Source organism: Paenibacillus sp. GYB003 (assembly GCF_036577625.1).
In the GTDB taxonomy this organism is placed as follows: domain Bacteria; phylum Bacillota; class Bacilli; order Paenibacillales; family NBRC-103111; genus Paenibacillus_AB.
In genome coordinates this window covers 140,191-161,629 of record NZ_JARBDC010000008.1, presented here as the reverse complement: position 1 = coordinate 161,629, position 21,439 = coordinate 140,191, and the positions used below count along the sequence as shown (strand labels likewise).

The following is a 21,439-nucleotide window of genomic DNA, read 5'->3' as shown; positions in this document are numbered from 1 at the left end:
CTCCTCCTTTCTTCTTTTACGAATCGATCAGGCGTTGGCCGCTATCCCGATCGAAGAACAGCGCTTTATGCATGTCTACCGCTACGGAAATTTTCATTTCGTCGTTGTAGAAATTGCGAGGGCTCGTGCGGACGACGACCAGGTTCGGAATGCCGACGTCGAGATGGAGGAACCGGTCCGCGCCCATGAGCTCGTTGAATTTATGAATGCCGTTGATGACGGCGTTCGGGAACGCGTCGAACACGATTTGGTCGACGCTGATGTTTTCCGGACGGATGCCGAGCGTAACGACTTTGTTGACAAGCCGTTTGGCGATCAGCGCTTTGGCGATGCCTTGGGGAATTTCGAGCGCGAACCGGTTCGTATGGAACTCGAGCTTGCCGCCGTGCTCCTCGAGCCTTCCGTCGATAAAGTTCATCGGCGGCGAGCCGATAAAGCTGGCCACGAACGTGTTCGCGGGGTTGTTGTAAATTTCTTCGGGCGTGTCGACCTGTTGGATGATGCCGTCCTTCATGACGACGATCCGGTTCGCCATCGTCATCGCCTCGGTCTGGTCGTGGGTGACGTAGATGGTCGTAACCTCGAGCTGCTTGTGAAGCCGGATCAGCTCGGAGCGCATTTGCACCCGCAGCTTGGCGTCAAGGTTCGACAGCGGCTCGTCCATCAGGAACACTTGCGGATTGCGCACGATCGCGCGGCCGAGTGCGACCCGCTGGCGCTGACCGCCGGACAGCTGCTTCGGCTTGCGGTCGAGATACGCTTCGATTTCGAGCACGCGCGCCGCCCGTTTGACGGCGATGTCGATTTCGTGCTTCGGCATTTTGCGCAGCCGCAGGCCGAAGGCGATGTTTTCGTACACGGACATGTTCGGGTACAGCGCGTAGTTTTGGAACACCATGGCGATGTCGCGGTCTTTCGGAGGAAGCTCGTTGACGAGTACGTTGTTGATGTAAATCTCGCCCTTGCTGATGTCTTCAAGGCCCGCAATCATGCGGAGCGTGGTCGATTTGCCGCAGCCGGACGGACCGACGAAGACGACGAACTCCTTGTCTTCGATTTCCAGGTTGAAGTCTTTGACGACATTCTGCTTGTCTTTACCGTATTGCTTGTAAACGTGGTTGAACAAGATCCGGGACATGAGCCGATTACCCCCTCGATTCATAATTTGATGATGCCTTACGGAAAGCGGTTACATGGCAATATACTCTATTATAAAAAATGCGCTGTGAAATTGGTGTGAAGAAAACGACACAATTCGAGAGGAAACCGGCAATAAAGGGCCGATTCCATGTAAATTTTCAGTAAATCCCCGGAATACGGCGACGACAGACCGTTTCCGAGACCGCCCTCGGGCGGCTTCCGGGAACGCCCGATGAATTTCATGTGAAGATTGGCCGCAAATGATCCGGCGGACGCGCCGCCTGTGTATGATAATGGATAATGAAGCCAAACGGAGGGGAATCCTATGCCGTATGAGCAATATGAAGACAAGATTCGGCCGACCGGGCGAAAGTCGACAAAGGAACCGCGGTATTCGCCTTATTGCGACTTCGTCTACTACGAGTCGACCCGTACGCCGGGCGTCATGCTGGCCGCCCGCATCGTCAAGCCGAGCAGGCCGTCGTATATTGTGGCCGGCACGCACGGCTGGCATATGAGCATCCCGAAATTCGAAAACATGATGCAGCCCGAACCGGGCAACGACTACTTGCGGGTCGAGGTCGACATGCGCGGCCGCATTTTTTCCGACGGGGCGGCGGATTGCAACGGCTGGGAGCTGTACGACGTCATCGACGCCGTCGAGTACGCCCGCAAAGCGTACGCGGATTACATCGTTGACCCGGACATCGTCTACTTCGAAGCGGGAAGCGGCGGCGGCGGCAACGCGATGGCGATCGTCGGCAAGTTTCCGGACTATTTCGCGGCCTGTACGGCGCTGTGCGGCATATCCGATTACGCCCTTTGGTACGAGCAGGACGTTACGGGCGAATTCCGCGACGAGCTGGACGTCTGGATCGGCGGTAGCCCGGCCGACATGCCGACGGCGTACCGGTCGCGAAGCGGCCTCGAGCTCGTCGGCAATTTGCTGACGCCGATGTACTTGGCCCACGGCGAGACGGATATTCGCGTTCCGTCCGTCCATTCGAGGCGATACGCGAATCGGGCGGCGGAAGCGGGCAAAAGCGCTCTCGTCCGGTATGACGAGCTGCCCGGCGTCGGCACCCGGGATCATTGGGGCCATGCGACCGAAGCGATGATGGAACGCGTGAGGCGGGAGAGCGAGCGCAACCGGCTCGATCACCGGACGCCCGTCCGCATTCCCGGCGAAGGAACGTTCAAGGTCGGCGGGTATTTGTTCACGAAGCATTTTTCCGTCGTGCTCGATTCGCTCGACAAGGTGGCCGACCTGCGCTACGATCTCGCTTCCGGCACGTTCGACGTCTTCTGCGAAACGGAATGCGTGTATACGCTTTCGTTCGGCGGGGAAACGCAAGTCCGTCGGGCGACCGTCGTCCGGTAAACGGCGGGCGGGGCGGGACAACGCATACTACATTTTACACGGCGGCGGGGCAATTCAGAACCGGCGGCTGCGGCCTCCGTTTCGCAAAAATGCGCATTCGTCCGGACGACGGGAACGCGCGGAAGCGAAACGGAGGTTTTTCGCGTCCGATGGTCGGCGAAAACGGCGGCTGACGATTGACAAACCGGCGGCGAAGCGATATGATTGAAACGTTTCAATGAATACGTTTTCAGGGGAATGCTGCATATGAAAAGGAAAAGTCCGACGATCGTGGACGTAGCCAAATACGCCGGCGTTTCGATCGGAACCGTTTCGAACGTGTTGAACCGCCGCCGCGACGTTCCGCTCGCGGAGGATACCGTTTTGAAAGTGAACGAGGCGATTCGCGAGCTCGGCTACCGGCGCAATGCGATCGCCGCCAACTTGAGCCGCCAGCGCACGTACGAGCTGGGCATGCTGCTGCCGGGCTACGACGAATATTTCGTCAAGTTCGCCGGCGAGGTCGAGCAAATCGTGCTGGAGCGCGGCTACCATCTGTCCGTTTTCTCCGCGCCGGAGAAACCGGAGCTCGGCCGGAGACATTTGGAGCTGCTGCTGCAGCGCCGGGTCGACGGCTTGTTTTGCCACGGCTTGGCGATGCCTCCCGATACGGCGAGGAGAATCATTAACGAAGGGACGCCGATCGTCCTGTTCAACGCCTGGGGCTGGCCGGACGACATCGCCGCCGGTCGCGTCAATCTGGACGTGGTGACGGCGTGCGCCGAGGCGGTCGTTCATTTGTTCGAGCAGGGCTGCCGCACGATTTTGTATTTGGGCAACGGCAGAGCCGCGGCGACCGACGAGCAGCGGCGAATCGGCTTTGCGGAAGGCATGCGGCGGCTGGCCGGAGAGCCGGTCGCATCCGCCCTGCTCGATACGGGCACCCCGGGCTGGCTGAACGAGATCGGACGGCTGGCCGAGGCGGATCGTCCGGTCGGCGTGCTAGGCTTCGACGATTTGACCGCGTTCAACCTGATGTCGAAGCTTCTCGAGCGGGGATACCGGATTCCGGAGCAGGTCAAAATCGTCGGCATCAACAACACGTACGTGAGCCGCATGAGCTATCCCGGCATGACGAGCATCCAAAATCATTATAAAATGCAGGCCGAAGCCGCCGTACGGATGATGCTGCGCAGTCTGGGGGATGCGGACGAGGACGAAGCCGGACAAAGCGGCGCGGAATCCATCGCGCAATCGGTGAGCATTCCGCTTACGCTCATTCCCCGCAAATCGACGGAACGATAAACGGTCCGAGCGCCGGCTCCGGCAGCCGCGGCTTGCGACCGTTGGCGTCCCGAACGTCCGCCGACCGAACAAATAGATAGCTTCATTAATAGAGGACGCTCGTACAGTCTTTTTATGTCCCGACAGCGGTCCGGACAACATTTTGGTTGTGTTGAAACGTTTCAATCGATCTCGGAAAGGAGGTGAGGTCGGCGTACCGGGGCGGACGAACAAGGCGAAACGGCCGATCCGGAACCGTACGCCGGGCGAACCGGCGAACCGGCGAGACGGCGAATCGGAGAACGGTCGAACAGCCGGCCGAACCGACGGGACGAGCGAATAAACATGCGAAGCAAGCGAGTCGTGAAGGCCAAGACGGCGCGGACGACGCGCCGCCGGACGTATTTTGGAAGCGGTTAACGGAGCCGTCGAATTGCAAAAAGCCCAATGATAACCGAGGGGGTCCATGTCCATGAAGCGCAAAGTTGCGACCAGTTTGACCGTATTGTCGATTTCCGCCCTGCTTGCCGCTTGCGGAGGCGGCGGAAACGGGGGGGGAAGCGGTGCCGCGGGAGGCGGCGCCGACAATTCGAAAGATTCGGGGGCGGCGCCCGCCCCGCGCAAAGATCCGGTCGAGCTCGCGATCGTGAACGGCATGAGCACGATGACCGAAGATCAGTTTATGCAGGAATACGGCAAGACGATCATGGAAAAGTTTCCGCACGTCAAAATCAAATATTACATCGGAAACTCCAACAAAACGATGACCGAGCGGATTACGGCCGGCGAGCCGATCGACATCATTTTCGCCTCCAGCGGCCTGACGGTCGACAGCTTGATCGCCCACGGTCTGGAATACGACATCTCCGGGCTGATCAAGTCGTACAAGTACGACTTGAGCCGGCTCGAGCCGACGTCGATCGAGTTCCAGAACAAAATCGCGAACGGCGGCATTTACGGCTTGCCGGTCAATACGAATACGCTCGCGCTGTTTTACAACAAAGACATTTTCGACAAGTTCGGCGTTCCGTATCCGAAAGAAGGCATGACTTGGGACGAATTGTACGACGTGGCGAAAAAGCTGACCCGGCAAGAGGGCGGCGTGCAGTACCGCGGCTTCCTCATGTCGTTCCCGCACATGTTCCGGCTGAATCAGCTGTCCGTCCCGTTCGTCGATCCGCAAACGAACAAGCCGAATTTCGAAAGCGACGGATTCAAGCGGCTGGTCGACAACTTTGCGAGATTTTTCGCGATTCCGGGCAACGAAGGCAACGCCAGCACGGTGCAAAACCTGGGCAAGCAGAGAGACATGTTCGTCAAAGAAAAAAGCGCGGCGATGATCGCCGATTTGGGCGGCTGGTACGTCAACCCGGCACTCAAAGAGATGAATTGGGACGTCGTCCAACTTCCGTCGTTCAAAGACAAGATGGGCATCGGAACGCAAACGTATCCGACCTACTACTACATAACCGGAACGTCCAAATACAAGGAGCAGGCGTTCGAAATCATTTCCTACTTGACGACGGACGAATTCCAAACGGTTCAGGCGAGAAGAGGCTACGCCCCGATCGTCAAAAATCCGGAGATCGCGAAAGTGATCGGGCAGGATACGGACGTGCTGAAGGGCAAAAACGTCAAATCGCTGCTGCCGGAAAAATTCGCCTCCCCGGTCATGCTGTCGAGACAGTCGGCCGCGACGGAAGCCGCCATGTACAAAGCGCTGGAAAACATCGTCCAGAACAAATCGGACGTGAACACGGCGCTTCGCGAAGCGGTCGAGGGCGGCGACAAGGCGATCAAGGAGCTGGAAGCGAAAACGAAATAACGACGGCGAACGGAAGGCCGCTGCCGCGAGAAAATAAAGTCTCGCGCAGCGGTATTTTTTTGCAAAAATCGCATTGACAAATGATATTGATAACCATTATCATTTGTTATGTCAGTTGAGAATCGTTATCACTATTTGAACAATAACAAGCCGGAGTACGGACGGCTTGAGCGAGCGACAGGGAGGGCGTAAGCGAATGGCGCGTTTGTTCGCGGAGAAGCTGCACATCGCATACGGCGACAAGACGATCGTGGACCGGTTGGACTTGTCGGTGCCGGAAGGCCGGGTAAGCGCGCTCGTCGGGGCGAACGGTTCGGGAAAATCGACGATTTTGAAAACGATGGCCCGCATTATGAAGCCGCAGAAGGGCGGCGTTTTTCTCGACGGCAAGTCGATTCATCAGATGCAGACGAAAGAGGTGGCGAAGCGGCTCGCCATTCTCCCGCAAAATCCGGTAGCTCCGGAGGGGCTGACGGTGAGCGAGCTCGTCTCGTTCGGGCGGTTTCCGCACCAGCGGGGATTCGGCTCGCTTGGCAAGGAAGACAAGGACATGGTCGCCTGGGCGCTGGACGTCACCGGCATGACGGGCTTTTCCGACCGTCCGATCGAGCACATGTCGGGAGGGCAGCGTCAGCGGGCGTGGATTGCGATGGCGCTCGCGCAAGGAACGGACATTTTGTTTTTGGACGAACCGACGACGTTTCTCGACATGGCGCATCAGCTGGAGGTGCTGAAGCTGCTCGAGCGGCTTAACCGCGAGGAAGGGCGGACGATCGTCATGGTCGTTCACGACTTGAACCACGCGACCCAGTACGCGCATCACATCGTGGCGATCAAGCAGGGACAGGTCGTGTACGAGGGCGCTCCGGCCGACGTCGTCCATCCCGAAATGCTGAAGGACGTATTCGGCATTCGCGCCGACGTCATCGTCGACCCGCGCACGGGCGCGCCGCTCTGCCTGCCTTACGGCTTGGCCGGGGAAGACGAGCCGGCGGCCTACGACGCCCCTCGCGCCGGACGCAAGCCGGAAAGCGCGAACGCCTCCCCATCCGCATCCGGGGCCGTGAACGAGAAAGTCGGCGCGATGTAGCCGCCATTCATTTTGCAAACGAAAAAAGGGGATCTGACATGTTCAAACTTGTAAAACCGATCACGCTGCTTGTCGCGCTTCTGCTCATCCTGGCCGGCTGCGGCGCCAGTTCCGGCAGCCCGTCCTCCGCGCCGGCGGACGGCAAGCAAGGAAGCGCGGCGCCCGCCGGCGCGAATCCGGGGACGGCCGCGCCCGCGACGAGAACGATCGAGCACGCGATGGGAACGGCCGAAATTAAAGGCACGCCTTCGCGGATCGTCATTCTCGAATGGACGTACGCCGAAAACTTGCTGGCGCTCGGCATCCAGCCCGTCGGCCTCGCCGATATCGCCGGCTACAAAAAGTGGGTGAACGCGAAGCCGGAACCGGCCGCGACCGTCGTCGACGTCGGCACCCGCCAGGAGCCGAACATGGAAGTCATCATGAGCCTGAAGCCGGATCTCATCGTCACGACGACGATTCGCGCCAAAACGTCGTACGACAAGCTGAAGGCGATCGCCCCGACGATCGTGTTCGACCCGTATTCGGAGAAAGCGTCGAAAGATTTGTACGCGGCCATGCTCGACTCGTTCAAGCTGATGGCCGACATCGTCGGCAAATCGGCCGAAGCCGACAAGGTGATCCGGGATCTCGACAAGCTGTACGCGGACGCCCGGGCGAAGCTGAAGGCGGCGGGCAAGGAAGGCGCGGAATTCGTGCTGACCCAGGCGTACAGCAACCAAAATGCGGCCGTGTTCCGCCTGATGACCGAAAATTCCGCCGTCTCGCAAATTTACGGCAAGCTGGGGCTGAAAAACGCCTACAAGCCGGAAAAGTTCGAATCGCAAGGCTTTGCGACGACGTCCGTCGAGGCTCTGCCCGCCGTACAGAACGCGAACTTCATCTATGCCGTGCAAAGCGACGACAACGTGTTCGAGAAGCAGCTGAAAGACAATTCCGTCTGGAAAGGGCTCGCCTTCGTGAAGGAAAACCGGACGTACGCCATCGGCGGCGACATGTGGCTGTTCGGCGGCCCGCTGTCCGTTTCGAAAATCGTGGACAAAACCGTTAGCGTGCTGACCGCGAAATGAACGCGCCTACGGTAACCGCAGCATACGCCGGCCGGGGCCGATCCGGCCGGAACGCTTTACTCGTCTTCGGGGGCGGCGGGCTTGCGCTCGTCGTCCTTTTGTTCGTCAGCTTGACGCAAGGGGAAGCGAACATTACCGCGAAAACGGTCGTCGATGCGCTGCTGTCGCCGGCCGGCAGCCTGGAGCACAACACGGTGCTCACGATCCGCTTGCCGCGCGCGATCATGGGCTTGCTCGCCGGCGCCGCGCTGGCCGTGTCCGGCGCGCTGCTGCAGACGGTGACGCGCAATCCGCTCGCCTCGGCGGGAACGTTCGGCGTCAGCGCCGGCGCCTACTTCGTCGTCGTCGCCGCCGTCGTGTTCGCGCCGGCGCTCGCTTCGTCCGCGCCGCTCGCGCTCGCCCTGCTGGGCGGCTGCGGAGGGGCGGCCGTCGCCTACATGATGGCCGGCGGGCCGCGCGGAACGCCGGTGCGGATGGCGCTCGCCGGGATGATCGTCACGATGGTGCTGTCGTCGTTTACGAGCGCGCTGCAATTGCTGTTCGAAAACGAAACGAACGGCTTGTTTATGTGGGGATCGGGCTCGCTCGTCCAGAACGACTGGAAGGGCGTCCGGCACGCCTTGCCCTGGATCGCCGCCGGCTCGGCCGTGCTGCTGCTGTTCGTCCGGACGCTCGACATGCTCGAGCTCGGCGACGATACGGCCAAGTCGCTCGGGCAGCGGGTCGGGGCGGCGCGGATGTGCGCGCTCGCCGCGGCGATTTTGCTCGCCGGCGTCACCGTCAGCGTCGTTGGCCCGATCGGCTTCGTCGGCTTGATCGCGCCGCATCTCGTCCGGCTGCTCGGCTTCCGCCGACACCGGCTGCTGCTCCCCGCGAGCGCGATATGGGGCGCCGTCGTGCTGATCGGGGCCGATACGGTCGCGCGGATGTTCCGCAGCACGATCGGCGAGCTGCCGGCCGGCGCGGTCACGGCGCTGATCGGGGCGCCGTGGCTCATCTGGCTGGCCGTCCGGGGCGCGAAGGAGCGGCGCAGCGTGGAGGCGTCCAGCTCGATGAGCGTCGGCTTCCGCCTGCGGAGCGTGCCGTTCCCGCTCCTGCTCGCGGGTATCGCCCTGCTGCTTGCCGCGGCCGTCGTATTCGGGCTCGCTTCCGGCGGGCTGGCCATTCCGGTTCGCGACGTGCTCGCCGTCCTGACCGGCGGCGGGCAGGAGATGCACCGCAGCATCATGATGGAGATGCGCCTGCCGCGCATGGCCGTGGCGATGCTAGCCGGAGCCGGGCTGGCCGTGTCGGGCGTCATGCTGCAGGGCGCGGTGCGCAATCCGCTCGCCGATCCGTCGGTTATCGGCGTGACGTCCGGCGCGGGCGTCGGCGCGCTGCTGCTGCTCGTCGTCTGGCCCGAGGCGCCGGGGGCGCTGCTGCCGGCAACCGCCTTCGCCGGAGCGGTCGCTGCCGCCGCGGCCGTCTATGCGCTTTCCTGGCGCAAGGCGCTCCATCCGACGGTGCTGACGCTGGTCGGAATCGCGGTTTCCGCCATCGGCTCGGCGGCGATCCATTTTCTCGTCATCCAGTCGAAAATGGCGGCGGCGCCGGCGCTCGCCTGGCTCGCGGGAAGCACGTACGGCCGCGGCTGGGAGGAGCTGCGCTGGCTGGCGGCGGCAACCGTCGTCTTCGTCCCGCTCGCCTGGCTGCTCGGCCGCCGCATCGATCTGCTCGCCTTCGGCGACCCGGTGTCGCTCGGTCTCGGCCTCAGGCTGCAGCGGACGCGCATCGTCGCGGCCGGCGTCGGCGTGGCGCTCGCGGCGGTCGCCGTGTCGTGCGTCGGCACGGTCGGCTTCATCGGCCTGCTCGCGCCGCACGCCGCCCGGCTGCTCGTCGGCCAGCACCAGCGGAAGGCCGTCGCGCTGGCGGCGCCGCTCGGCGCGCTGCTGCTGCTGCTGGCCGACGTCATCGGCCGCACGGCGATCGCGCCGAAGGAAATTCCCGCCGGCCTCGTCGTCGCGCTGATCGGGACGCCCTATTTGCTCGCGCTCATGTATAAAAGCTTCGGCAGGCGCGGCGGGAGCTGAACGCGGTTTTTGTGTCATAATTCACCGATTGCGGGGCTTCCGCAAAACGGCCGGTGACGGTATAGTTGGAACTGTTTAACAGATGCAGCGCTGCAAAAAGGAGGGCGACCGATGGTACCGATGCCGGTTTTCGGACAGAAGGACAAAGGAAAAGGCCATTTTGGAAGAATCGTCAAGACGAACGACGATTTGAGAGCTCAGCCGCAATAAATGCGAATTCATTCCGAAAGAAAGCCGCGTACGGTATCGTATCGCGGCTTTCTTTTTGCGGTATTAAAGAGTTTGTATCTTTTCGGGTTGTCGTCGGGATCCTGCCGGGCGGTTGGAATATCGACTATCGAACGAACGGGAAAACCTCCCGTTAACTCGCTCTCGAATTGGCGTCGTTTTGAATTACCGGGAAAAGCTCCCGATAAAATGGCGCCGAATCGGCGAAAAGCGCGGCATGGACGAGTTTATCGGGACGTTTTACCGTTGTTTTGCCGGGAAACGGGAAACGACCGAAAATAGCGGGAGCATTTCCATCTCGTTCATGGGGCGGCGGCGGGACGGGCCCCGAGTTCCAAGTGCTAACGGACATGGCGGCCGCTAATGAGCCTCCTTTCGGCTTATTATTTTTGTAACGGACACAGGCGCACCTATTTGGCGAAAAACCCCCTCTTGGACGGCGGTTCGGAGCAAAAAAGCGCGCTGGTGTCCGTTACGATTGGAAAACGGCCGATTTTCGCGAAATAAGCGCCGTGGCGTCCGTTACGTTTCGGAAGCCGACCGTTTTCGCTCATCACCGAAATACGTCGATAGCCGTTTTTCTTGTTTCGGCGCCCGCCGATTCCTGTGTACGGAAAAGTGGCGCCGTGATATGATTACGGGTGAGAGACAAGGCTCCGTACGTTTACGGAGCGAGGAGGACGAAAGCCGTGGGAGAAACGATATGGACGAACGCGAAGCTGTATACGGGGTATCGCGTCATCGACAACGGGCGCATGATCGTCAGCGGACAAGGGACGATTCGCGCGATCGGGGACGAGCTGCTGCCGGTGCCGGCGCATGCGCAGGTGCGGGATTGCGGCGGCGCATTGCTGCTGCCCGGATTTATCGACGTCCATGTCCATGGCGGAGACGGGCACGGGATGATGGACGCATCGCCCGAGGCGCTTGACGGCATGAGCCGGTTTCATGCACGGCACGGGACGACGGCGTTTTTGGCGACGACGTCCACGGCTCGGGCGGACCGCATCGAGCGGGCGCTGCGCTGCGCGGCGGAGCGCGTCGGCGGAACGCCCGGCGCGGAGCTGGCCGGCATTCACCTGGAAGGGCCGTACTTGAACGAGAAGCGCCGGGGGGCGCAAAGCAAGGAGCATCTGCGGCTGCCGCAGCCCGAGGAAATCGATGCGTTCGTCGAAGCGGCCGGCGGCCATATGCGGCTCGTCACGCTGGCGCCCGAGCTGGAGGGCGGCCTGGCGGCGGTGTCTCGGCTGGCCGCGGGCGGCATCACCGTATCGGCCGGGCATTCGGACGCGACGCTGCGGGAGATCGAGGCGGCGGTGCAAGCCGGGCTGACGCATACGACGCACCATTTCAACGGCATGAGCCCGCTCCATCATCGGGAGCCGGGACTGGCCGGCGCCGGGCTGGCGCTCGGCGAGCTGACGACGGAGCTGATTTGCGACGGCATTCACGTGCACCCCGCCGTCGTCAAGCTGCTGTTCGAGACGAAAGGGCCGGACAAAGTATGCCTCATCACGGACGCGGTGTCGCCCGCCGGCTTGCCGGACGGGGAATACGGCGACGTCGTCGTGAGCGGCGGCGAAATCAGGCTGAAGGACGGCTCGTCGCTTGCCGGCAGCTCGCTGACGATGCTGCAGGCGCTCAAAAACGCGATGCGCTTTACCGGCTACCCGCTCGAAAAGCTGCTTCCGTCGCTGACGAGCGTCCCGGCCCGCCAGGCGAAGCTGGACCGGACGAAAGGCTCGCTCGCGCCGGGCAAGCACGCCGATTTCGTGCTGCTGACGGCGGGCTTGGAGCTGATCGCCACGTACGTCCGGGGCGCGGAAGTATACCGCTCGGGGCTTCCCGTCAACGCCTGACTTGCGGCGCGCTTCGCGGTCCGATACCGCTGCGCTGCCGTCGTTCGCCGGTACGGGTAGCCCCAGGAGCATCTTAACCTCGCATGACTGCCTCGCGACCAAGGTTGGCAGCAGCCTTTCGAGGCTCTTCTTTCGGACGCGAATGCCGATCATAAAGGAGTCTCAAACATCACTTCTTTTTGCCGGAAAGCAACTTTCCTTATCGGCAAAATGCCCGATGCGGGTGCGCTGTTGGGGACGCATGATGCTGGAGCGGGTACGAGGGCGGACCCAGGGTGCGGATGTGTAATTGGCGATGCGGAATGCAGGGGGCGCGCGGCATTGGGATGCCGGATAGCGTTGGCGGAATGCGGGAAATGGGATGCATGATGCCGGATACTGGAGGTTGATTCGGTGCGGGGGGGCATGTTGATCCGGGATGAAGCATGACGCGGGATGTAGAATGGGTGAGCGGAAGCGCAGCGAGAAGGAAGGCGGACTCGGGTTTTTAACGACCGGCTGCGTGCTACGGAACGGATACTAGAATACGGTGCGCGAAAGCCGGACTCTGTCGGCCGCGGCAGAAAAAACGGCAGCCCGCGTTCGCCCCGATCCGTCGGATCAAGTCGTACGCGGCACTGCCGGTTTCGGATGCACGGTCCGCCGTTCTTGCCCAATCTTATTTCGCTTCTTTTCCTTTGCTGCTCTCCCTTGTTCCTTCTAGCGTCCCTCGGCCTTCCGACCGTTTACTTCGCCAGCTCCTCCATTTGCCCGATCACGTCGCCGAACACGCTCATCGCTTGGCGAATCGGCTCCGGCGACGACATGTCGACGCCGGCCCGCTTCAAAATTTCGATCGAGTAGTCGCTGCCGCCGCTTTTCAGGAAGCCGAGATACCGGTCGACCGCCGGCTCGCCCTCGGACAAAATTTGCTTCGCGAAGCTGGCCGCCGCGGAGAAGCCGGTCGCGTATTTGAACACGTAAAAGCTCCGGTAAAAATGCGGAATGCGCGCCCATTCCATCTCGATCGGTTTGTCCACGGTCATCGCCGGGCCGTGGTAGCGGACGTTCAAATCGTAATAAATGCCGCACAGCTCCTGATGGGTCAGCGATTCGCCCTTTTCCGCCTTGGCGTAAATGAGCTGCTCGAACTCGGCGAACATCGTTTGCCGGAAAACGGTCGTCCGGAACTTGTCGGCGTAATGGCAGAGCAAGTACATTTTTTGCCGCGGATCGGTCGAACGGCGCAGCAAATAGTCCATCAGCAGCGCTTCGTTCAGCGTCGAGGCGACTTCGGCGAGAAAGATCGTATACTGCGCGCTCCGGTATTCCTGATGCGCGTCGGACAAATACGAATGGATCGCGTGGCCCATCTCGTGCGTCAGCGTAAACATGCTGCTCAAATTGTCTTTATGGTTCAGCAGCACGAACGGATGCGTGCCGTACGCGCCGGAGCAATAGGCGCCGCTGCGTTTGCCCTCGTTTTCGTAAACGTCGATCCAGCCGCCCTCGAGCCCTTTCTCCATAATGGCGCAATAGTCGGCGCCGAGCGGCTTCACGCTGTCCAGCACCGTCTTCTTCGCTTCCTCGTACGTAACGGTCATTTTATACTCCTCGACGAGCGGCGCGAACAAGTCGTACATATGCAGCTCGTCGACGTTCAGCAGCTTTTTGCGCAGCTCCATGTACCGGTGCAGCAGCGGCAAGCTTTCGTGAATCGTCGAGATGAGGTTGTTGTAGACGTCGACCGGAATTTTATCGCCGTACAGCGACGCTTCGAGGGCGGACGGGTACTTCCTCGCCTTGGCGTAAAACCTGTTTTTCGTCAAATTGGCGCCAAGCGTCGCGGCGAGCGTATTGCGCAGCTTGCCGTACGTCTCGTACATCGCCTCGAAGGCGCTTTTGCGCACGCTGCGGTCGCGGCTCTCCAAAAACTGAATGTACCGGCCGTGCGTCAGCTCGACGTCGTCGCCGTTTTCGTCCTTGACGGTCGGGAATTTCAAGTCCGCGTTGTTCAGCACGCCGAAAATGGTGCCGGGCGCCTGCGCGACGTTGCCGACCTGGGCGAGCAGCGCTTCCTCCGGCTTGGACAGCACGTGCTGCTTTTCGCGGACGATGTCCTGCAGCGTTTTTTTGTACCGGGCCAAGCCGGGGTCGTCGATCAGCGCCTGCAGCCGGTCGTCCGGCAGCGCCAAAATTTCCGGCGTAATGAAGGACATCGCCCCGTTCACTTCGACGCTGAGCTTCTTCACTTTGTCGAGCAGCGCCTGGAATTCCGGCTCGGCCGTATTTTCGTGATGGCGGTTGCTTGCGTATACGTACAGCCGCTCGGTCAGCAGCGACAGCTCGTCCTCGAGCTCGAAGCATTGCCGGATCGCCTCTCCGTCCGTCAGCTTTCCTTCGAAACGCCCCATTTCGGGAAGCCGCCGCTTCACTTCGTCGTACTCGCGGTCCCACGCCTGCTGATTTTCAAACAAATGTTCCAGACGCCATTTGGCTTCGGCCGGCACCTCGGAACGTTTCATCAACTGCTTCATCCGCATTCCTCTCCTTTATCGGTCGGTCAGACGCGAAGGTCCCCGACGGAAGCCGGGGACCGGTCATGCTGCGCGCAAAATGCCGCGCGCGTCGATCGTTACTTCGTCAGCTCTTCCATTTGCTCGATCAAGCTTTCGAACACGCTCATCGCTTGGCGGACCGGCTCGGGCGACGACATGTCGACGCCGGCGCGCTTCAAGATTTCGATCGAGTAGTCGCTGCTGCCGCTTTGCAGGAAGCCGAGGTACCGGTCGACCGCCGGATCGCCCTCCTCCAATATTTGCTTCGCGAAGCTCGTCGCCGCCGAGAAGCCGGTTGCGTATTTGAATACGTAGAAGCTGTTGTAAAAATGGGGAATGCGCGCCCACTCCATCTCGATCGCTTTATCGACGGTCATCGACGGGCCGTGGTATTTCAAGTTCAAGTCGTAATAGATTTTGCACAAATCTTGGTGCGTCAGCGATTCGCCCTTTTCCGCCTTGTCGTAGACGATTTTTTCGAATTCCGCGAACATCGTTTGCCGGAACACGGTCGTGCGGAATTGATCGGCGTAGTAGGTAAGCAGATACATTTTTTGCTTCGGATCGGTCGAATGCTTCAGCAAATGGTCCATCAGCAGCGCTTCGTTCAGCGTCGAAGCGACTTCGGCCAAAAAGATCGTATACTGCGCGGTCCGGTACTCCTGATGCGTGTCGGACAAATACGAGTGCAGCGCGTGACCCATCTCGTGCGCCAGCGTGAACATGCTGTTCAAATTGTCCTTATGGTTCAGCAGCACGAACGGATGGGTGCCGTAGGCGCCCCATTGATAAGCGCCGCTTCGCTTGCCCTCGTTCTCGTAAACGTCGATCCAGCCGCCGTTGAACCCTTCGCGCAAAATGCGGCAGTACTCCTCGCCGAGCGGCTTCAAGCTTTCGAGCACCGTCTTCTTCGCTTCCTCGTACGCGATGTCCATGTCGTACTCGTCGACGAGCGGTGCGAACAAGTCGTACATATGCAGTTCGTCGACCTTCAGCAGCTTTTTGCGCAGCTCCATGTACCGGTGCAGCAGCGGCAAGCTTTCGTGGATCGACGCGATCAGGTTCGTGTAAACGTCGAGCGGAATTTTATCGCCGTACAGCGACGATTCGAGCGCGGACGGATATTTTCTCGCTTTGGAATAAAAAATGTTTTTCGTCACGTTGGCGCCGAGCGTAGCCGCGAACGTGTTGCGCAGCTTCCCGTACGTGTCGTACATCGCCTCGAAGGCGCCTTTGCGCACGTCGCGATTGCGGCTTTCGAGAAATTGGATATAGCTGCCGTGCGTCAGCTCCGCTTCTTCGCCCTTGTCGTTTTTCACCTTCGGAAACTTCATGTCCGCGTTGTTGAGCATGCCGAAAATCGTGTCCGGCGCCTGGGACAGGTTGCCGACCTGGGCGAGCAGCGCTTCCTCCGGCTTCGACAATACGTGCGGCTTTTGGCGCAGCATATCCTCGAGCGTTTTTTTGTATTTCGCGAGCGCCGGATCGGCTACGAACGATTGCAGCTTCTCGTCCGGCAGGGCGAGTATTTCCGGGGTAATAAAAGAGAGCGCCTCGCCGACTTCGACGTTCAGCTTTTTCGCCTTTTCGGACAGCGCTTGGTATGTAGGCTCGGCCATATCTTCGTGATGGCGCATGTTGGCGTATACGTACAAACGTTCGATATGCAGCGAAATATCGTCCTCGAGGGCGAAGCATTGCCGGATCGTTTCGGCGTCGTTCAGCCTGCCTTCGAATCGGCCGATTTCTCCCAGCAGCTTTTTCAGCTCGTCGTATTCGTTGTCCCACGCTTGCCGGTCCGCGAACATATCTTCCAGCTTCCAGCGGAACTGCTCGGGAACTTCGGAACGTTTCATCAATTGACTCATAGGTACCCTCCTATCGATTTTCGGCGGTCTGTTCGTTTGAATGGCATGGGCGGGGACGGCGGCGATCGTGGCGAGGCAAACGGATGCTAGCAGCGGTTTGAGCTTCATCTGGCGTTCCTCCGTTGCGGTTCGAAAGATTCGCCTCCTAGTATGGCCGATCCGCCCCGCGATTATGAGATGCCGCCGCCGCCGCTAGTCGCCCGCGTAAAGCAGGCTGAATGCGATCAGAAAAAAAGAACAGCTGACGAGCACGATCGCGACGAGCGCCAGCATTCGCCGCAGCTGCGGCGGTATCGAATCTTTCTTCATGATGAGCACGAGCGCGAGCGAAAAAGCGAGGATCGTAAACAATACGATCGATCCGGTATCGTTCAATCTGCAGTCACCTCGGAGCCGGGAGTCCTTACCGACGATTGCGAACGAATCCGCCCGTTCGCGCGTAAAGCGCCGTGCGGGTCGACGGTTCTATCGTCTCTTATTCTCCAAGCGAGCGCAAAATCCTTTTTGCGGCGTAATTTTGCGGCGGAAATCAAGCGCCGGCGCCGTGCGGGCCATTCCTACTATATGGGGATCGGCGAACGGGCAGAACACGTTTTGCCGCCCGTGCGCGCGGGGCGCAGCGCATCGGACGCAATCAAGGAAGACGACTTATAAAAATTCGCCACAATGCCTTCGCGCGCACACTCATAAGTTACAAGCAGGGCGGAATACATTTGAAGAAACGGAATGCCCGCGCCGGTTGCGGGATGCGCCGTTCAGTTCATTACGCCGGGGAGGTGTCCCTTTCGCTTCCACCCGAAGCGGAGGGAAACGCATTGGAAAGCGGTCCGTTACCGATATGGCTCTCTGCAACGCTCGTTGCGCTGCTCGTGTTGTCGAACGGTTTTTTCGCGGCGGCCGAAATCGCGATCGCGGGCAGGCGCGGCGGCCGAGCCGATTTAAGCTTGCCGCAAGGCGGGGGGAGGCGGGCGAGGCTCGCCGGGGCGATCATGGCGAACGCGAACGGCTATTTGTCCGCTTGCCGGTTCGGCGTCACGCTGTCGTCGATCGGTCTCGGCTGGATCGGCGAGCCGGCCGTCGCGCGCTTGCTCGAATCGGTTTTGCTCCCGCTCGGCTTGCCGGAGTCGGTCATCCGCGCCGCCGCCTTCGCCGTCGCCTTCGGGCTCGTCGTTTCGCTGCATATGACGATCGGCGGACAAGTGCCGAAAACGTACGCGATCCTTCGGCCGGAGCCGGTCGCGCTGTGGATCGCCGCGCCGCTGACGCTGTTTTACAAGGCGACGGCGCCGTTCATCCGGGCGCTGAACGGGACGTCGACCTGGCTGCTGGCCCGGTCCGGCGTGCAGCAGGCGGCCGGCCCCATGCCGTTTCATACGGAGGACGAAATCCGCACTTTAGTGAAGGAAAGCCACGAAAACGGGCTGATCGACAAAACCGAGCTTAGTCTCGTCGACAACGCGTTCGAATTTTCCGAGACGAGCTCGCGGGAAATTATGATTCCGCGCACGGAAATGGTTTGCTTGTACGCGGGCAAATCGTACGAGGAAAACAAACGCATCGCGACCGAGCAAATGCATACCCGCTACCCGGTCTGCGATCCCGACAAAGACAACATCGTCGGCTTCGTGCATATTAAGGAAATGTTCAAGCACGACGCCGGCACCGACGGCATTGCGGCGATTACGCGCCCGCTCATGAAAGTGCCCGATTCGATGCCGATCAGCACGCTGCTTCGGCTGATGCAAAAAAAGCGGACCGAGATGGCGCTCCTGATCGACGAGTACGGCGGAACGTCCGGTCTCGTTACGATGGAAGACATCGTGGAGGAGCTCGTCGGCGAAATTCGCAACGAATTCGACGAGGAGCGGCCGAGAATCGAGCAGCGCGGTCCGCATACGTACTCCGTGGACGGCCTGCTGCTGATCGAGGAAATCAACGGCTTTTTCGGAACCGGCATCGCGAACGACGATTACGACACGATCGGCGGCTGGCTGAACGCGCAGGTCGAAATGCCCCCTCGCCCGAACCAGCGCGTCGAGGCGGACGGCTTCGTCTTTACGGTCGAGGAAGTGCATCATATGCGCGTCTCGCGTTTGCTCGTGCAGGTGCCGGAGCAGGCCGACATGCCGTTCCGCCAGGAAGTGTCGTAAACATGGGCGGCAGCCGTTAACAAAACCCCCGGAGCCGGCGGTTTCCGTCCGGCGTCCCCGGGGGTTTCGCGTTCGGTTTTATTTATGCGGCAGCGTACCGGACCGGTTTCCTGCCGTTATTGCAGCAGTGCATGGACGGGCGAGCAAGGTCGGGACGAAGGTGGGGACGAGGGCAGGGACGGGGCGGTCGGAACGCTCTTACGGACATGGCGACCGCTAAACGGTCGATGTCGACCCGTTTCGGATTCCGACGGACCGGGTGCCCTTATTTCACGAAAAGCCTCTTTTTGAACGGCAATCGGCGAAAATCAGGCAGTAGTGTCCGTTAACGAGTCGAAAAACGGCATTTTTTCGCAAATGGGGTCCGCGGTGTCCGTTACGGTTCCGGCTGCGCTCCGCTGTTTCGCATCCAACCCGTGGCAAAGAAAAAACGCGAACCGACGGATCCGCGTTTCTTCTTCCTTGTCCATTGTTTTACACTTCCTTGAACTGCTCCAAAATGTGCAGCCTGTCTTCCTCCGACCCGTCGAAACGGTCCTTCGCGAACGTTTCTTCGGCCCACTGCATGAGCGCCGGCCGGCTCAAAAATTCGAAATTGTCTTCGCCCCATTGGTCGGAAATGATGCGAACGACGATGCGCGACCCGTGCACTTCGGCGTTGATCATGTTCCATTTATCTTTTTTGTAAATTTGCATCTTTTTGATCATATCCGTTCTCCAATCGCTTGAAAGGTTCGTTTGTAGCATCATAGCGTATCGGGACGAGGAAAGCAATAGCTTCGCGGCGGCGGAGGGACGACGGGAAAAAGGCGGCTTAGCCGTTCGGACCCGGCCGTTGCGTCCGCTTTCGCGATTCGGCCGCACGTCCGGCGCCGTCGGCTTTGCTTCAAAAAACTCCCTTGATTTTCCTCCCGGTTGCCCCTATAATCTAGCAATACCCGAGGTTCCGGGTATGCGCATTGGAAAGCCGAGCCGAGAAGAGTCAAGCTCGAAGAGCCGAGGAGAGTGGAGATCGATGAAGAAGGACATTGAACGCAAGCAAGGGCAAACGGAACGTTACGATCAGGTCGGAGTGGCGATGACGTGCAGAGGCTTTGCCGAGTACGAGTTAATGTTCGGGCTGGACGAAGCGCTGCTCGGGAGAGGTCCCGTACTGGACGTGGCCGCCGGAGCATCGTCTTTCGCCGCGGAAGCGCGGAGCCGGGGCATCGACGTCGTCTGCGCCGATCCGAGATATGCGCTAACGGCCGGGCAGATCGCGGCCGAAGGGGCCGCCGAGATCGAAGCGTCGACGGAGAAGCTGGAGCGGCTGGCGCACCGTTTCGACTGGAGCTATTACGGCGACATCGCGTCGCACAAAGCCGGCCGCATCCGTTCGCTGGAGCTGTTCGTTCGCGATTACGAGCGGCATGCGGGGCGGGGGCGCTATACGGCGGATATGCTGCCGCGGCTGTCGTTTGCGGATCATTCGTTTGCGCTCGTGCTGTGCAGTCATTTTTTGTTTTTGTATCGGGAGCAGTTCGACGACGCGTTTCATCGCGCCGCCTTGGCGGAGCTGCTGCGCGTTTGCCGTCCGGGAGGCGAAGTGCGCGTTTATCCGCTTCTGTCGCTCGGCTGGGAGCCGTACCCGCAGTTTCCCGAGCTGATCGCGTTCGTGGAAGGACTCGGGGGGGCCTGTTCGCTCGAAAAGAGCGGCCTGCCGTTTATACCGGGCTCGACGGACATGCTGCGCATCCGCAAAACCGGGGACGCGACGGCGGAATAAACCGAACCGAATTGGCATATACTAGGCGACGTGCCGCATCTCGGCGGCGTTAAACAGCATACTTGGAGGTAGTCGGATTGAAAGGTACAGTGAAATGGTTCAACGCGGAAAAAGGGTACGGCTTCATTCGTTCGGATGAAGGAGAAGATTTGTTCGTTCATTTCTCGGCGATTCAAGGCGAAGGCTTCAAATCGCTCGACGAAGGCCAAGAGGTCGAGTTCGACAAAGTAGACGGAGACCGCGGCCCGCAAGCCGCCAACGTTCATAAAATGTAACCCGATTCCAAGGCGATAACCGAAAGCGAAACGAAGCTTCGGTAACGGCCGGGGTGCCGACACGCTCGCTCCAGAGGCGTTCGGCGCCCCGGTTTTTTTTGTCGGTAATGATCCCGCGGTCCGGATGACCGAACATGTACGCTAAAGGATGCAGCAAGTGGCGCCTTCTTGTTCCACGTCCGACGGATCCGAATCCTGCCGGGCTGCCGGAAAGGAACGAACGGGAAAACCTCCCGTTAACTCGCTCTCCTAGTGGCATCGTATCGAAATACCGGGAAAAGCTGCAGGTATTATGGCGTCGATTCGGCGAAAAGCGCGGTTTGGACGAAATTAGCGGGACGTTTTCCCTTTGTTTTGCCCGGAAACGGGAAACGTTCGAAAATAGCGGGAACATTTCCATCTCGCTGCCCGCTCCGCTGCCGTTTCGGCATAACCAAGAGGTTCGGTTTGCACGGAAAAGACCGTCCGTCCCGACCTTCGTTTAAGCGCCTAAGCCGGAGCGGGATTCCCGCTGCCGGCGGGACACGGCGATACCGGCTCGTATGTCCCGCGCCGGCGTCGTTGGGAGTTGGAGCGGATTTCCCGCTGCCGGCGGGACACGGCGATACCGGCTCGTATGACCTGCGCCCGCGTCGTCGGGAGTTGGAACGGGCTTCCTCCTGCCGCGGCGGGACTGGCCTAAGTGTCTAACGGACATGGCGGCCGCTAATGTGCCTCATTTCGGCATCTTTTTTTTCTAACGGACACAGGCACAGTTATTTGGCGAAAAACCCCCTTTTGACAGCGGTTTGGTACAAATAAGCGCAGGTGGTGTCCGTTACGATCGGAAAACGGCCGATTTTCGCGAAATAAGCGCCGTGGCGTCCGTTACGTTTCCGAAGGCGACGGTTTGCGCTCATCCTCGATATACGTCGATAGA

15 protein-coding genes are annotated in these 21,439 nt (G+C 60.2%); 10 read left to right on the top strand and 5 right to left on the bottom strand.

What is annotated here, in order from left to right:
* Positions 1-16: 16 nt before the first annotated feature.
* Entirely contained in the window at positions 17-1,138 is a 1,122-nt protein-coding gene (locus PV407_RS06065; protein WP_332088995.1) for an ABC transporter ATP-binding protein, read from the bottom strand.
* Between the two features lie 327 nt (positions 1,139-1,465).
* On the opposite strand from PV407_RS06065, the gene PV407_RS06060 reads away from it, so the two are divergent.
* The 7 genes from PV407_RS06060 (at position 1,466) to nagA (ending at position 11,925) form a co-directional block, all read left to right on the top strand.
* The gene (locus PV407_RS06060) at positions 1,466-2,521 is read left to right on the top strand and encodes an alpha/beta hydrolase family protein (RefSeq protein WP_332088994.1); all 1,056 of its coding nucleotides are present in this window, start codon (positions 1,466-1,468) and stop codon (positions 2,519-2,521) included.
* Between the two features lie 246 nt (positions 2,522-2,767).
* A complete protein-coding gene (locus PV407_RS06055; RefSeq protein ID WP_332088993.1) occupies positions 2,768-3,805 on the top strand; it encodes a LacI family DNA-binding transcriptional regulator in 1,038 nt (345 codons plus the stop codon).
* Positions 3,806-4,256: 451 nt separating this feature from the next.
* Positions 4,257-5,609, top strand: a complete 1,353-nt coding sequence (locus tag PV407_RS06050) for an ABC transporter substrate-binding protein (protein ID WP_332088992.1) — start codon at positions 4,257-4,259, stop codon at positions 5,607-5,609.
* 196 nt (positions 5,610-5,805) lie between these two features.
* Positions 5,806-6,699: an ABC transporter ATP-binding protein gene (locus tag PV407_RS06045; RefSeq protein ID WP_332088991.1), complete on the top strand. Its 894-nt coding sequence runs from the start codon at positions 5,806-5,808 to the stop codon at positions 6,697-6,699.
* A gap of 38 nt (positions 6,700-6,737) precedes the next feature.
* A complete protein-coding gene (locus tag PV407_RS06040; protein WP_332088990.1) occupies positions 6,738-7,769 on the top strand; it encodes an ABC transporter substrate-binding protein in 1,032 nt (343 codons plus the stop codon).
* Positions 7,766-9,838, top strand: coding sequence for an iron ABC transporter permease (locus PV407_RS06035; RefSeq protein WP_332088989.1), 2,073 nt, complete (start codon positions 7,766-7,768; stop codon positions 9,836-9,838). Before PV407_RS06040 ends, PV407_RS06035 begins: the two co-directional genes overlap by 4 nt.
* A gap of 917 nt (positions 9,839-10,755) precedes the next feature.
* Entirely contained in the window at positions 10,756-11,925 is a 1,170-nt protein-coding gene (gene nagA, locus PV407_RS06030; protein WP_332088988.1) for an N-acetylglucosamine-6-phosphate deacetylase, read from the top strand.
* 725 nt (positions 11,926-12,650) lie between these two features.
* On the opposite strand, the gene pepF (PV407_RS06025) is transcribed toward nagA, so the two are convergent.
* From pepF (PV407_RS06025) to PV407_RS06015, 3 genes are all read right to left on the bottom strand, one after another.
* Positions 12,651-14,441: an oligoendopeptidase F gene (gene pepF, locus PV407_RS06025; RefSeq protein WP_332088987.1), complete on the bottom strand. Its 1,791-nt coding sequence runs from the start codon at positions 14,439-14,441 to the stop codon at positions 12,651-12,653.
* 98 nt (positions 14,442-14,539) lie between these two features.
* Positions 14,540-16,330, bottom strand: coding sequence for an oligoendopeptidase F (gene pepF, locus PV407_RS06020; RefSeq protein ID WP_332088986.1), 1,791 nt, complete (start codon positions 16,328-16,330; stop codon positions 14,540-14,542).
* A 192-nt stretch (positions 16,331-16,522) separates the two neighbouring features.
* On the bottom strand, positions 16,523-16,705 hold the full coding sequence (locus PV407_RS06015; RefSeq protein WP_332088985.1) for a hypothetical protein: 183 nt from the start codon (positions 16,703-16,705) through the stop codon (positions 16,523-16,525).
* Between the two features lie 440 nt (positions 16,706-17,145).
* Between PV407_RS06015 and PV407_RS06010 the strand changes: the two genes are divergently transcribed.
* Positions 17,146-18,480: a hemolysin family protein gene (locus PV407_RS06010; protein ID WP_332088984.1), complete on the top strand. Its 1,335-nt coding sequence runs from the start codon at positions 17,146-17,148 to the stop codon at positions 18,478-18,480.
* A 474-nt stretch (positions 18,481-18,954) separates the two neighbouring features.
* Here PV407_RS06010 and PV407_RS06005 read toward each other — a convergent pair whose 3' ends face one another.
* Complete coding sequence (locus PV407_RS06005; protein ID WP_332088983.1) at positions 18,955-19,188, bottom strand: hypothetical protein; 234 nt, start codon at positions 19,186-19,188, stop codon at positions 18,955-18,957.
* Positions 19,189-19,495: 307 nt separating this feature from the next.
* Between PV407_RS06005 and PV407_RS06000 the strand changes: the two genes are divergently transcribed.
* Together PV407_RS06000 and PV407_RS05995 are read left to right on the top strand one after the other, a co-directional pair.
* Positions 19,496-20,245 carry a class I SAM-dependent methyltransferase gene (locus PV407_RS06000; protein WP_332088982.1) on the top strand — a complete coding sequence of 250 codons (750 nt, stop codon included), beginning with the start codon at positions 19,496-19,498 and terminating at the stop codon, positions 20,243-20,245.
* A 77-nt stretch (positions 20,246-20,322) separates the two neighbouring features.
* Positions 20,323-20,520: a cold shock domain-containing protein gene (locus PV407_RS05995; RefSeq protein WP_332088981.1), complete on the top strand. Its 198-nt coding sequence runs from the start codon at positions 20,323-20,325 to the stop codon at positions 20,518-20,520.
* The last annotated feature ends 919 nt before the right edge of the window (positions 20,521-21,439 follow it).